At 68.0% G+C, this 13,353-nt stretch carries 13 protein-coding genes and 1 riboswitch; of the genes, 8 read left to right on the forward strand and 5 right to left on the reverse strand.

Going from position 1 to position 13,353, the window contains the following annotated elements:
• Nucleotides 1–57 precede the first annotated feature (57 nt).
• Nucleotides 58–1,851, forward strand: coding sequence for an SLC13 family permease (locus O4G76_RS11845; protein WP_269397517.1), 1,794 nt, complete (start codon nt 58–60; stop codon nt 1,849–1,851).
• A 50-nt stretch (nt 1,852–1,901) separates the two neighbouring features.
• Nucleotides 1,902–2,789 carry a lytic transglycosylase domain-containing protein gene (locus tag O4G76_RS11850; protein WP_269397518.1) on the forward strand — a complete coding sequence of 296 codons (888 nt, stop codon included), beginning with the start codon at nt 1,902–1,904 and terminating at the stop codon, nt 2,787–2,789.
• Here O4G76_RS11850 and O4G76_RS11855 read toward each other — a convergent pair.
• Complete coding sequence (locus O4G76_RS11855; protein ID WP_269397519.1) at nt 2,786–4,042, reverse strand: DNA polymerase IV; 1,257 nt, start codon at nt 4,040–4,042, stop codon at nt 2,786–2,788. The two genes, O4G76_RS11850 and O4G76_RS11855, sit on opposite strands and share 4 nt — an antisense overlap.
• On the opposite strand from O4G76_RS11855, the gene O4G76_RS11860 reads away from it, so the two are divergent.
• Nucleotides 4,041–4,478 carry an NUDIX hydrolase gene (locus O4G76_RS11860; RefSeq protein WP_269397520.1) on the forward strand — a complete coding sequence of 146 codons (438 nt, stop codon included), beginning with the start codon at nt 4,041–4,043 and terminating at the stop codon, nt 4,476–4,478. The genes O4G76_RS11855 and O4G76_RS11860 overlap by 2 nt on opposite strands.
• Here the strand turns inward: O4G76_RS11860 and O4G76_RS11865 are convergent.
• Complete coding sequence (locus O4G76_RS11865; protein ID WP_269397521.1) at nt 4,475–5,239, reverse strand: aldolase/citrate lyase family protein; 765 nt, start codon at nt 5,237–5,239, stop codon at nt 4,475–4,477. The genes O4G76_RS11860 and O4G76_RS11865 overlap by 4 nt on opposite strands.
• A 186-nt stretch (nt 5,240–5,425) precedes the next feature.
• Nucleotides 5,426–5,517, forward strand: a riboswitch (glycine riboswitch).
• A gap of 119 nt (nt 5,518–5,636) precedes the next feature.
• Between O4G76_RS11865 and O4G76_RS11870 the strand changes: the two genes are divergently transcribed.
• The gene (locus O4G76_RS11870) at nt 5,637–6,878 is read left to right on the forward strand and encodes a D-amino acid dehydrogenase (RefSeq protein WP_269397522.1); all 1,242 of its coding nucleotides are present in this window, start codon (nt 5,637–5,639) and stop codon (nt 6,876–6,878) included.
• Between the two features lie 69 nt (nt 6,879–6,947).
• Here O4G76_RS11870 and O4G76_RS11875 read toward each other — a convergent pair whose 3' ends face one another.
• Entirely contained in the window at nt 6,948–7,160 is a 213-nt protein-coding gene (locus tag O4G76_RS11875; RefSeq protein WP_085895433.1) for an orotidine 5'-phosphate decarboxylase, read from the reverse strand.
• Nucleotides 7,161–7,272: 112 nt separating this feature from the next.
• Entirely contained in the window at nt 7,273–8,004 is a 732-nt protein-coding gene (gene pyrF, locus O4G76_RS11880; protein ID WP_269397523.1) for an orotidine-5'-phosphate decarboxylase, read from the reverse strand.
• A 146-nt stretch (nt 8,005–8,150) separates the two neighbouring features.
• On the opposite strand from pyrF, the gene O4G76_RS11885 reads away from it, so the two are divergent.
• From O4G76_RS11885 to msrQ, 4 genes are all read left to right on the forward strand, one after another.
• Nucleotides 8,151–8,513 carry a hypothetical protein gene (locus tag O4G76_RS11885; protein ID WP_269397524.1) on the forward strand — a complete coding sequence of 121 codons (363 nt, stop codon included), beginning with the start codon at nt 8,151–8,153 and terminating at the stop codon, nt 8,511–8,513.
• A 172-nt stretch (nt 8,514–8,685) separates the two neighbouring features.
• Complete coding sequence (gene clpB, locus O4G76_RS11890; RefSeq protein WP_269397525.1) at nt 8,686–11,301, forward strand: ATP-dependent chaperone ClpB; 2,616 nt, start codon at nt 8,686–8,688, stop codon at nt 11,299–11,301.
• Between the two features lie 201 nt (nt 11,302–11,502).
• Entirely contained in the window at nt 11,503–12,402 is a 900-nt protein-coding gene (msrP, locus tag O4G76_RS11895) for a protein-methionine-sulfoxide reductase catalytic subunit MsrP (RefSeq protein WP_269397526.1), read from the forward strand.
• Nucleotides 12,402–13,031: a protein-methionine-sulfoxide reductase heme-binding subunit MsrQ gene (msrQ, locus tag O4G76_RS11900; protein ID WP_269397527.1), complete on the forward strand. Its 630-nt coding sequence runs from the start codon at nt 12,402–12,404 to the stop codon at nt 13,029–13,031. The genes msrP and msrQ overlap by 1 nt, the downstream gene beginning before the upstream one ends.
• 84 nt (nt 13,032–13,115) lie before the next feature.
• Here the strand turns inward: msrQ and O4G76_RS11905 are convergent.
• On the reverse strand, nt 13,116–13,353 hold a 238-nt coding region (locus O4G76_RS11905), incomplete at its 5' end, for a hypothetical protein (RefSeq protein ID WP_269397528.1).

Below are 13,353 nucleotides of genomic sequence, written 5' to 3' on the forward strand. Positions count from 1 at the left end.
TGCCGGTTGACCGGCAGGCACCGGCATGACCCGGCCCAGGACCCCGGAGGATCGGAATTGCCACTCATACCCGCGGAGCTTCAGCCCATCGTGGCGCTGCTGGCGCTCGCCTTGCTCTTCGTGGCCTTCCTGATCGAACGCTATCCCCCGGACGTCACGGCCGCCGGCGCCGCGGCCCTATTCGTGATGCTGGGGCTGACCCCGGCCGACCGGGTGCTTGAGGTGTTCTCGAACCCGGCACCGATCACCATCGCGGCGATGTTCGTGATCTCCGGTGCGTTGGTCCGCACAGGGCTTCTCGATGCGCTTGCGGCGCTCGTCATCGCCCGGGCCGAGACCCGTCCCGTCGTGGCGCTGGGGGTGTTTCTCGGGGCGACGCTGCTGGCCTCGGGCATCGTCAACAACACCCCCGTGGTACTGATTCTGATCCCGGTCATCATCCGCCTGGCACGCAGCCTCGGTATCGCCGAGACGCGGCTGCTGATCCCGCTTTCCTATGCGGCGGTTCTGGGCGGCACGCTGACGCTGATCGGCAGTTCGACCAACATCCTCGTGGCGGGGGTCGCGGCCGAGCACGGGCTCGAGACGTTCCGGATCTTCGAAATCGCGCCGGTGGGCCTTGCCGTGGCGGCCGTGGGCGGCGTGGCGCTGGCACTGCTGGGGCCTTGGCTCTTGCCCGACCGGCGCGCGCGCGGCGATGCGGGGGTGGCGGAGACGACGTTCCTAACCGAGATCCGCCTGCTCGACGGCCATGCGGGCATCGGCAAGCCATTGTCGGAGGTCGCGGATCTGACGCGGCCGGGCATCCGGATCACCGCCCGGCGCGAGGGCGCGCGGCTGCGCCGTTCGGGGCTTGAGGAGCACGTGGTCGCGTCGGGCGACATCTTCGTGGCGATGGCCACCACGTCCGAGATCCTGACGCTGCGGGCCCTGCCGGGGGTGGTGGTCGGCCTCAGGCGCGGCACCGGCGCCCGGGTCGGCGACGAGGATCTGCTCGTGGCCGAGGCGATGGTGACGCCGGCCCATGGCAGCCCGCGCGACACCGTCTCGCAACTCTCCGTCGGCTATCGCTACGGTCTCAGGGTGCTCGGCGCGCATCGGCAGGGACACGTGCCGGGCCCCGATCTGGGCTCGGCCCGGCTTCGCCCCGCCGACAAGCTGCTGCTCGAAGGCACGGCCGAGGGGCTCGACCGGTTGGCGCAGGGCAACGAACTGGTTTCGGTCACCCGCCCCTCGGGCCGTGCCTACAGGCGGCGGCGAGCGCCTCTGGCGCTGCTGGCGCTGTTGATGGTGGTCGGTCTCGCGGCCTTCGAGGTGGCGCCGATCGCGCTCCTGGCACTGGGCGCGGTGGCGGCGATCCTGTTGTGCCGCTGCATCGACAATGACGAGGCGTGGGGCTCGATCGATGCGGGCATCATCGTGCTGATTCTCGCCATGCTGATCATCGGCATCGGGCTGGAAGAGACCGGAACGGTGGCGCTGATCGTCGAGACGTTGGCGCCTTGGCTCGAAGAGCTGCCGCCGATCGTGCTCTTGGCCGCGCTCTACGCGCTGACCTCGATCCTGACCGAAACGGTGACCAACAACGCCGTTGCGGTGGTGGTCACGCCGATCGCCGTGGCGCTGGGCCAGCAGACGGGAATCGACCCGCGGCCGCTGGTGGTCGCGGTGATGATGGGGGCCTCGGCCAGCTTCGCCACGCCGGTGGGCTACCAGACCAATACCCTGGTCTATGGCGCCGGCGACTACCGGTTCGCGGATTTCCTGAGAATCGGCGTGCCGATGAACCTGATCGTCGGCGCGGCCGCGGTGCTGGTGATCCCGCTGGTATTTCCACTGACCCCCGGCTGAGACGCGAAGTTGATTTCTCTCGGCGCGCGAATCCCGCAAGACTGGGCCGCATGATCCGTATCCTGTTTTGCCTCGTGTTCTGGGCCGTTTCGTCCGCCGCGCCGCTGATGGCGCAGGAAAGGATCGTGCAGGCATCCGAACGACGCTGCCTGCCGGGCGGCCCCTGCATCGCGCTCGACAGCTACATTCCCGATGTCTGCGCCGCGATCGAGACCTTCGCGGAGCGCAACGCGCTCGACGTGGGCTTCTTCGCGCGGCTGCTGTGGCGCGAGAGCCTGTTCGACGCGGGCGCGGTGAGCCCGGCGGGGGCGCTGGGCATCGCGCAGTTCATGCCCGGCACCGCGAAGCTGCGCGGCTTGGCCGATCCGTTCGACCCGGTTCAGGCGCTGGCCGCCTCGGCCGCCTATCTGGCGGAATTGACCGATCGTTTCGGCAGCCTTGGCCTTGCCGCCGTCGCCTATAACGCGGGCGAGGCCCGGGCCGAGAAATTCCTCGCCGGCAATGACTGGCTGCCCAACGAGACCGAGGCCTATGTGCAGGCGATCACCGGCTACGCGGCGCTGGAATGGCGCGATGCCCCGCCCGAAAAGCTCGATCTCGCGCTCGCGTCGGGGCGGCCGTTCCGCGATGCCTGTCAGGAACAGGCCAAGGGGCGCAGCATCGCGCAGTTCCGGGTCACGGTACCGATCCTGCCATGGGGCGTGATCCTCGCCGCGGCGCCGGGGCGCGGCGCGGTGGAGAAAAGGGTGGCGCAGCTCCGGCGGCAGGCGGGCGAGGTGATCGGTTCCGAGCAGGTCGCATTCACCCGCTCGCGGCTGCCGGGCCAGCCGGCGCAGCGCCATGTCGCCCAGATCGGTCGCGAAAGCCGGGCCCAGGCCGAGGCGCTCTGCGCGAAGCTGCGGGCGGCGGGCGCCTCCTGTATGGTGCTGAAGAACTAGCGCAGCGCCCGGCCCTTGAGGATCGCCTCGGCGCCGAAGCGCGCGCGGATCGCATCCGCCGCCCGCTCGGCCCGTTCCCGCGCGGCGCGACCCGGATCGAGCAGATCCGCCTCGGAGGGCGCGGTCGCCGCCGGTGACAGCTCCGACAGCCCGACGCCCAGGAGCCGGTAGGCACCGCTTTCGCCGCGCCCGTCGAACAGCCCGCGCGCGGTGCGGTAGAGCGTGTCGGCGATCTGGGTCGGTGCGCGCAGGCTGAGGCGGCGGGTCAGCAGCGTGTGATCGGCGCGCTTGAGCTTGAGCGTGACGACGCGGCCCACGAGATCCTTCGCCTTGGCGCGCGACGACACCTTTTCGGCCATGCGCCAGATATGCCCGTCGAGGATCTCGGGGTCCTTGGTGTCGGCCTCGAAGGTGGTTTCGTTGGAGATGCCCTTGACCGGCTCGTGCGGGCTGACCCGCCTGCGATCCTCGCCGCGCGCGAGGTGGTAGATCCGCTCGCCCAGCCCGCCGAAGCGTCGCACCAGATCCGACAGCTCCCAGCGCAGCACGTCCTCGAAGGTGCGGATGCCGACGGCGTCGAGGCTGGCCTGCGCCTGCGGCCCGACGCCCCAGATCAGGCCGATCGGCTTGGGAGCCAGCAGGTCGAGGGTTTCCGCCTTGCCGATCACCGAAAAGCCGCGCGGCTTGTCGAAATCGCTGGCCATCTTGGCGAGAAACTTGTTGTGCGACAGGCCGATCGAGCCGGTGAGGCCCAGCTCGTCCTGCATCCGCTTCGTCAGCCGCGCCAGCATCACAGCGGGCGGTGCGCCGTGCAGCCGCTCGGTCCCGGTGAGGTCGAGAAACGCCTCATCGAGCGAGAGCGGCTCGATCGCGGGGGTCAGCTCCTCCATCATCGCACGGATCGCGCGCGAGGCCTCGGAGTAGGCCTCGAATCGCGGTTTCACCACCACCGCCTCCGGACAGAGCTTGAGCGCCTGGAACATCGGCATCGCCGATTTCACGCCCCTGATCCGGGCAAGATAGCAGGCGGTCGAGACGACGCCACGCCTGCCGCCGCCGACGATCACCGGCTTATCGACCAGATCGGGGTTGTCGCGCTTCTCGACGCTGGCGAAGAAGGCGTCGCAATCCATGTGCGCGATGGACAGCGTGAACAGCTCCGGATGGGATGTGACGCGTGGGGACCGGCAGGCGGGGCAGCGTTTGCCCGCCTCGTCGAAGGCAGTGAGACAGGCGCGGCAGAGGGACGGCATGGCAACATCATACAGTCCCGCATGGGGCGGCGAAAGCTTCGACGGCGCGAAGGCGGCGCTGTTTCTGGGCGATCGCCTGCTGGTGATCCGGCGCGACGACCGGCCCGACATCAGCTTTCCCGGCGCGCTGGATTTCCCGGGCGGCGGGCGCGAGGGCATCGAGAGCCCGGAGGCGACGCTGGCGCGCGAGATGCGCGAGGAGGTGGGGTTGGAGATGGGCCGTGCCAGGATGCTCTGGCGGCGCAGCTTCGACAGCGCCACTCGCCCCGGCCTCGTCTGGTTCTACGTGCTGCGCATGGCGACCACGGCCGAGGCGGAGATCGTCTTCGGTGACGAGGGGCAGGGCTGGTCACTGATGACGCCCGAGGCGTTCCTGGCCGCGCCCGACGCGGTGCCTGCCTTGCAGGCACGGCTCAGGCTCTGGCGCGGGCTCTAGCGGAACCGCGCCAGCAGATCGCGCGCGCCCGTCAGCATGAGCGCGGCGTCGATGCCGACGGCGGTGAAACGGGTGCCGCGCTCCATGCAGCGGCGCGCGAAGGCGTCGTCGAGGGTCAGGATGCCCGCCGGCACGCCCATCGCGCCGAGCCGGTCGATCGCGCCCATGATCGCCTCGACGACCTCCGGGTGGTCCTGCCGCCCCGGATGGCCGAGGCTGGCCGCGAGATCGGCGGGGCCGATGAACACGCCGTCGATGCCCTCGACCCCGGCGATCTCCTCCAGCCGGTCGAGCGCGGCTCGGGTTTCGACCTGCACCAGTACGCAGGTCTCTTCATGCGCATGGGCCATGTAATCGCCGATCCGGCCATAGCGCGTCGCGCGGTGCAGCCCGGCGACGCCGCGCATGCCGACCGGCGGGTAGCGGGTGGCGGCGACGGCCGCGCGCGCCTCCTCGGCCGATTGCACGTAAGGAATGAGCAGCGTCTGCGCGCCGAAATCGAGAAGCCGCTTGATCAGGACCGGGTCGTTCCAGGCGGGCCGGACCACGGCCGAGGTGCCGGGCTCGGCCGCCATCGCCTGCAGCGCCGGCAGCACGTCGGAGACATCGGTGGGCGAATGCTCGGTGTCGATCACCACCCAGTCGTAACCCAGCCCCGACAGCGCCTCGGGTACCAGCGGCCCGGTGATCATGTTCCACAGGCCGATCTGCTGGCGCCCCTCTCGCAGGGCTGCCTTGAACTGGTTCTTCGGATTCTCCACCTCGCCCTCCTTCCCTGCGCGGCGTGCCGCCGATCCCATCGGCCCTGTCGCCTCGGAGGATCGGCGTGAATCCGGGCAGTTGCAAGCGCGGCGGCGGAAATGTCACGCATTTCGCGCGGCCCGAGTGAATTCTGTGCGGTATGCTCTGGCGGAACGATCTCGCTTGCCGTATGTTTCCTATAGGAAACGGTCCTGCCGGGAGAGAGCGGGACGGTCCGCCGCCGAAGGAGCAGTCGCGCGCCCCGCGATCTCTCAGGCAAAAGGACCGGTCGGGCCGCATGACATCCGGAGAGAGGCCGCGAGGCCCGCCGAAGGGGAAAGTCGCGATCCGCATGATGCGGGGGGCGACGAAGCTCTCAGGCACCAGGGACGGAAGGGGCGCGCTGGAGCAGGCCATATGCCGCATTACGCCGTCTTGGGCGCCGGGATCACCGGTGTCACCACCGCCTATTCATTGTGGAAACGGGGCCACGAGGTCACCGTCTTCGACCGGCAGCGCTATGCCGCGATGGAGACGAGCTTTGCCAATGGTGGCCAGCTTTCGGCTTCGAACGCCGAGGTCTGGAACCGCTGGGCCACCGTGCTCAAGGGCACGAAGTGGCTGCTGAAGCCCGATGCCCCGCTATCGGTGAATCCCAAGCCGTCGTGGCACAAGCTGAGCTGGATGGCCGAGTTCCTCGGGCAGATCCGCAACTACGAGGCCAATACCATCGCGACCACGAAGCTCGCCATCGCGGCGCGGGCCGGGATGCGTGAGATGGCCGAGACGGCGGGGATCGATTTCGACTTCTCGCCCGCCACCATCGTGCATTTCTACCAGACCGAGAAGGACCTCGCCGATGGACGGCGGGTCAACAAGCTTCTGGCGCAGGGCGGGCTGCGGCGTGACGAGCTGAGCCCCGACGAGGTGCGCGCACGTGTGCCGCAGCTGACCGGGCCGCTCACCGGCGGCTTCGTCACCGAAAGCGACTCCACCGGCGACATCCACAAGTTCACCACCGGTCTCGCCGATTGGCTGGCGGGGCAGGGCGTGCGGTTCCGGATGGGGACCGAGATCACGGATGTGCGTGCCGGGAATGATGGCGTCACCGTCACTGCCGGCGAGCCCGAGTGCTTCGACGGCGTCGTGGTCTGCGCCGGCGTCGGCTCGCGGGCGATCGCCGCGAAGCTTGGCGACCGGGTGAACATCTACCCGGTAAAGGGCTATTCGATCACCGTGAACCTGCGCGATGCGGCGAGCCGGGCCGCCGCGCCCTATGTCTCGCTGCTCGATGACAAGGCGAAGATCGTCACCTCGCGTCTGGGTGAGGACCGGTTCCGCGTGGCGGGGACGGCCGAGTTCAACGGTTACAACCGCGACATCCGTTCGGATCGGGTAAAGCCGCTGGTCGACTGGGTCGAGCGGCTGTTCCCCGGCGTTTCGACCGAGCATTGCGTGCCTTGGGCCGGGCTGCGACCGATGATGCCGAACATGATGCCGAAGGTTGGTGCGGGCCGGCACCCCCGCGTGTTCTACAACACCGGTCACGGCCATCTTGGCTGGACGCTGTCGGCGGCGACCGCCGAGGCGCTGGGCGAAACGGTGGGCGAGGGGGATGCCCCCCGCGTATTCGGGGCATCGGTGCCGCAGGCGGCCTGAGGGTATCGCCGCAGACTCGAAAGGCCCGCCGAAGGGCGGGCCTTTTTCGCATGCGATGAGGCAGTGCGTTCAGAGATGCGACCAGAGCGAGGCGCCGCTGTCGGACATGCGCATCGCGTGACGGGTCAGCCCGGCGCGCACATGACCGGCATCCATGTCGATCGGCCCGGCCACCTGACAGGGGTAACGATAGGTGGTGCCGTTGCGGTCCACGTCCACACGCGCCTCGAAGGCACCGATCTGGGCGTTGTAACGCACGTCGCCGAGTCTGATGGTCTGCATTCGAAGTGTCTCCGCTGCTCGCTTTTTCTGGATCGTCAACCGACAAAACGCGATTTCGGTTCCCTGTGGCCGCGAAGACTCTTCGATTCATTTTTCGAGGAAATTGAATCCCCTAGGTGTTGGGGGTGCGTGCCTGCGCGGATACCATTTCCTGCAGGATCGCCTGCGCGGCGGCGCGGGGGTTATCCGCCTGCCAGATCGGTCGGCCCACCACGACATGGTCGGCTCCCGCCGCGATCGCCTGCGCCGGCGTCATCACCCGCTTCTGATCACCGAGCGCCGCGCCCACCGGTCGTACGCCGGGTGTCACGATGAGCTTGCCGCGCGCTTCGGGCAGCGAGCGGATCGCCGCGGCCTCCTGCGGGCTGGCGATGACGCCATCGGCACCGGCCTCGAGCGCGCGGGCGGCGCGCTCGACCACCATCTCGGCCACCGTGCCTGCGCGCATCATCCCCGCATCGAGATCGTCGCGGTCGAGCGAGGTCAAGATCGTCACGGCGAGGATCCGGGTCTGCTTGCCACCCGCGCCTTCGCGCGCGGCGCGCACCACATGCGGGTCGCCATGCACGGTCAGGAAGTCGAGATCGAACTGCGCCAGCCCGCGCACGGCCGCCTCGACCGTCGCGCCGATGTCGAACAGCTTCATGTCGAGGAAGATGCGCTTGCCATGCTCGTCCTTGAGCTCGCGCGCCAGCGCGAGGCCGCCACCCGTCAACATGCCCAGCCCGATCTTGTAGAAGGAGACCGCGTCGCCGAGTTGTTCGGCGAGTTGCAGTCCGGACAGCGCGTCCGGGCGGTCGATGGCGACGATCAGGCGGTCATCGGCGGGGGCTTGGTCGGTCATGGCGGCGCTCCGGGGGTCCGAGGGGGGTCGCGCGCTTTTGACGCGCGCGCGGCGGGCAGGTCAAGCGCGGGGTCGGGAACGCCGAGGGCAAAGCCGCGTTGCGCTTGGGAACGGGCCGCTTGGGCGGCCAAGCCAAGGAGACCGACATGGCCGACAAGCCCCGCAGCTCGCGCCGCGCCCTGATCTACGTGATGATCCCGATGGGATTCATCCTCCTCGTCATCTTCCTCGTGCTGGGCGGCTGGTTCCGCGCCGAGGAGGCCGAGGAGTTCGACACCGCCCCGCTCGAGGTGCCGAGCGAGACCCCCGATCGCGTGGGTGAAACCGGCGATGCCGAGCCCGACGACGCGATCATCGACGATGCGCTGACCGACGACGCCGAGCCGCAGACCCCCGACGACAACGTGCGTCCGAGCGTGGCCGATACCGACAGCGACGAGGCCGGCGAGCCGGATTTCGACAATGTCGATGATGATGGCGGCCTCGACCCGGTCCCGCCATCGGAGTGATCGAGCCCAAGTCATTGACAACAGGGCCATCGGAGCGCGCTCCGATGGCCCTTTTTGCGACTGTGATACTTGCGCAACGGCGCCGCCCCTCCCATTTTTCCCCCTGAGGCCCGACAGGGGCGCGCCGCTGGAGCGGGCGCCCGGGACCGGGCGCTTCAACAAGGAGAGACAGATGAACCTCGAAAAGTTCACCGAGCGGTCGCGCGGCTTCATCCAGGCGGCGCAGACCATCGCGATGCGCGAAAGCCACCAGCGCCTCGCGCCGGAGCACCTCTTGAAGGCGCTCATGGATGACGAGCAGGGCTTGGCCGCGAACCTGATCAGCAATGCGTGCGGCGATGCGGCCCGGGTGCGCGAGGCGGCAGATGCCGCCGTGGCCAAGCTGCCCAAGGTGTCGGGCGATGCCGGGCAGACCTATCTCGACCAGACCACCGGCCGCGTCCTCGACGAGGCCGAGAAGATCGCGAAGAAGGCAGGCGACAGCTTCGTCCCGGCCGAGCGGATCCTCATGGCGCTCGCCATGGTGAAGTCCAAGGCCAAGGAGGCGCTCGACGCCGGCAAGGTCAGCGCGCAGTCGCTGAATGCCGCGATCAACGCCGTGCGCAAGGGCCGCACCGCCGACAGCGCCAATGCCGAGGAAGGCTATGACGCGCTGAAGAAATACGCGCGCGACCTGACCGAGGCCGCCGAGCAGGGCAAGATCGACCCGATCATCGGCCGCGACGAGGAAATCCGTCGCTCGATGCAGGTGCTGTCGCGCCGCACCAAGAACAACCCGGTGCTGATCGGCGAGCCGGGCGTCGGCAAGACCGCGATCGCCGAGGGGCTGGCGCTGCGCATCGTCGATGGCGACGTGCCCGAATCCCTGCGCAACAAGCGGCTGATGGCGCTCGACATGGGCGCGCTGATCGCCGGGGCGAAGTATCGCGGCGAATTCGAGGAGCGGCTGAAGGCGGTCCTGAAGGAGATCGAGGCTGCCGCCGGTGAGATCATCCTCTTCATCGACGAGATGCACACGCTCGTGGGCGCGGGCAAATCCGACGGCGCCATGGATGCGGCGAACCTGATCAAGCCGGCGCTGGCGCGCGGTGAGTTGCACTGCATCGGCGCGACCACGCTCGACGAGTATCGTAAATATGTCGAGAAGGACGCGGCGCTGGCCCGGCGATTCCAGCCGCTGATGGTCGAGGAGCCCACCGTCGAGGACACGATCTCGATCCTGCGCGGCATCCGCGAGAAGTACGAGCTGCATCACGGCGTGCGGATCTCCGATTCCGCGCTTGTCGCGGCGGCGCAGCTGTCGCACCGCTACATCACCGACCGCTTCCTGCCCGACAAGGCGATCGACCTCGTCGACGAGGCGGCGAGCCGTCTGCGCATGGAGGTGGACAGCAAGCCCGAGGAGCTCGACGCGCTCGACCGCTCGATCCTGCAGATGCAGATCGAGGCCGAGGCGCTGCGCCGCGAGGATGACGAGGCCTCCAAGGAGCGGCTGGCGAAGATCGAGGAGGAGCTTGGCGCTCTGACCGAGAAAGCCGATGCGATGACCGCCAAGTGGCAGGCCGAGCGGGATCGGCTCGAAGGGTCGCGCACGCTGAAGGAGCGGCTCGATCGCGCCCGCGCCGAGCTCGACATCGCCAAGCGCGAAGGCAACCTCGCCAAGGCGGGTGAGCTCAGCTACGGCGTCATCCCGCAGCTCGAGCGGGAGCTGAAGGCGGCCGAGGAATCGGATGACCCGCTGATGGTCGAGGAGGCGGTGCGTCCCGAGCAGATTGCCGAGGTGGTGGAGCGCTGGACCGGCATCCCGACCTCGAAGATGCTCGAGGGCGAGCGCGAGAAGCTGCTGCGCATGGAGGAGGAGCTCGGTCGCCGCGTCATCGGCCAGCACACCGCCGTGCGGGCGGTGGCCAACGCGGTGCGCCGCGCGCGGGCCGGTCTCAACGACGAGCACCGCCCCTTGGGGTCTTTCCTGTTCCTCGGACCGACCGGTGTCGGCAAGACCGAGCTCACCAAGGCCGTGGCCGAGTATCTCTTCGACGACGACCAGGCGATGGTGCGCATCGACATGTCCGAATTCATGGAAAAGCACGCGGTGGCCCGGCTGATCGGCGCGCCGCCGGGCTATGTCGGCTATGACGAGGGCGGGGTGCTGACCGAGGCGGTGCGGCGCAGGCCCTACCAGGTGATCCTGTTCGACGAGGTCGAGAAGGCGCATCCGGACGTGTTCAACGTGCTGTTGCAGGTGCTCGACGATGGCGTGCTCACCGATGGGCAGGGCCGCACGGTCGATTTCAAGCAGACGCTGATCGTGTTGACCTCGAACCTCGGCGCGCAGGCGCTGAGCCAGCTGCCCGACGGGGCGGATTCGGGGCGCGCCAAGCGCGATGTGATGGACGCGGTGCGGGCGCATTTCCGGCCCGAGTTCCTCAACCGGCTCGACGAGACGATCATCTTCGACCGGCTCGGCCGCGACGACATGGCGGGCATCGTCGAGATTCAGCTCAAGCGGCTTGAGAAGCGTCTGGCGAACCGCAACATCACGCTGTCGCTCGACGAGTCCGCGAAGAAGTGGCTGGCCGATGAGGGCTATGACCCGGTCTTCGGAGCGCGTCCGCTCAAGCGGGTGATCCAGCGGGCGTTGCAGGACCAGCTCGCCGAGATGATCCTCGCGGGCGACATCCGCGACGGCCAGGAGGTGCAGGTCAGTGCCGGTGCCGACGGTCTGATCGTCGGAGACCGGGTATCGGGCAGCAACCGGCCCAAGCCCGAGAGCGCGGTGCTGCACTGATCCGCGCGTACCGTGTGAGCAGGCCCCGGCGGAGCGATCCGCCGGGGCCTTTGCGTGCCGGAGCCTCTCGGCCGGGTCACGCGGTTTTCATCCCAGGTTACGGGTTTCGCCGGTGTTTCAACGCCATCGTGACGCTGCGAAACATGTTCGCGGTCTAGAACGTGTCTATGTCGAACCCTGCCCGACCGAGGAGAGAGCCCGATGGCCTATCGCTGGACCAACGACCTGACCCGCGCCGACGCGACACCGCGCGGCCTGTTCCTGAATCGCCGTCAGATCATGGCCGGGGCAGGGGCGCTGGGCCTTGGCGGTCTTGCCGGGCCAGTCGGGGCGCAGGAGGCTCTCGAGCCCAACAGCTTCGAGGAAATCACCACCTACAACAACTACTACGAGTTCGGTACCGGCAAGGCCGATCCGGCCAAGAATGCCGAGGCGCTTGACACCACGGACTGGCAGGTGACCGTGGACGGGTTTGTCGACAATCCGGGCACCTATCCTCTCGCCGAGCTGATCGGCGGGCTCGCGGTCGAGGACCGTATCTACCGGCTGCGCTGCGTCGAGGCCTGGTCGATGGTGGTGCCGTGGCAGGGGATCGAGCTCAAGGACATCCTCGACCGCGCCGGCGTGCAGTCGAACGCGCGCTACGTCGCCTTCGAGACGGCGGTCCAGCCCGACAACATGCCCGGGGTGCGCCGCGGCGTGCTCGACTTTCCCTATGTGGAGGGGCTCAGGCTCGACGAGGCGATGCACCCGCTGACCATCATGGCGACCGGGCTTTATGACCAGCCGATGCCCAAGCAGAACGGCGCGCCGATCCGGCTCGTGGTGCCGTGGAAATACGGGTTCAAGTCGATCAAGTCGATCGTGCGGATCTCGCTGGTGGAAGAAGAGCCCGTCACGACCTGGAACAGCCTCGCGCCCTCGGAATACGGCTTCTATGCCAATGTGAACCCTACCGTCGACCATCCGCGCTGGAGCCAGGCGACCGAGCGGCGCATCGGCGGCGGGCTGTTCTCTTCGCGGCAGGACACGCTGATGTATAATGGCTATGACGAGGTCGCCTCCCTCTACGAGGGCATGGATCTGAAGGCGCAGTTCTGATGGCCCGCCCGCTCACCCCCGCGCAGCGGATCAACGGCGTGCTGCGTCGGGTCCCGGCGTGGCCTCTCTATGTATTGGGCGCGATCTGGGCGGGTTTCCTGTTCTGGCAGGCGCTGACCGGGCGGCTCGGGGTCGAGCCGATCAACGCGCTCGAGCGGGAGTATGGCGACACGGCGCTGAAGCTTCTGGTCGCCGGCCTCGCCGTGACCCCCTTGATGAAATACACCCGCGTCAGCCTGCTGAAGTTCCGGCGCGCGATCGGGCTGCTGTGCTTCTTCTTCGTGCTGGCGCATTTCTCGGTCTGGGCGCTTCTGGACGTGCAGAGTGTTGGCCGGGTCTGGGCCGACATCCTGAAGCGGCCCTACGTGACCGTGGGCATGATCGCTTTTCTCGGGCTGATCCCGCTGGCCCTGACTTCGAATGACTGGTCGATCCGCAGACTGGGCCGCAATTGGCGGCGGCTGCACCAGCTGGTCTACGGCATAGCGATTCTGGGCGCGGTTCACTACATCTGGCTCGCAAAGGGCTTTCAGATCGAACCGCTGGTCTATCTCGGGCTGATCCTCGGACTGCTGGCGACTCGGATTCGCTGGAAATCGCTGTTTCAGCAACGGCGCGCCCCGGCCTGACAGCCGACCGGCAATGTCGAATTGCCGAATATTGCGCATGATGGCGGCTGAAGACCGTCAGACACTCCCGAAATGACGCTCCATTCACAACATCATGCCAGTTTTGCGAGCGGGACAGAAAAGTTGAGATTTGCGCTTGCGGCCTCCGGAACCTTTCCCTAAATAGCCCCTCACCGGCGGCGCAGAGATGCACTGACGGTCACGAAATTCCGAAGGGGGCTGGGCGGCGCGCCGGACGTTAGGGTGCGGTTGTTTGGTTTTCTTCTCGCTCTTTGACATCGCAGATATCTGAAGAGATATGCGGGCGGCTTGGTTCAGTTCG

It is taken from the genome of Limimaricola sp. G21655-S1 (assembly GCF_027213785.1).
Taxonomy (GTDB): Bacteria; Pseudomonadota; Alphaproteobacteria; order Rhodobacterales; family Rhodobacteraceae; genus Limimaricola.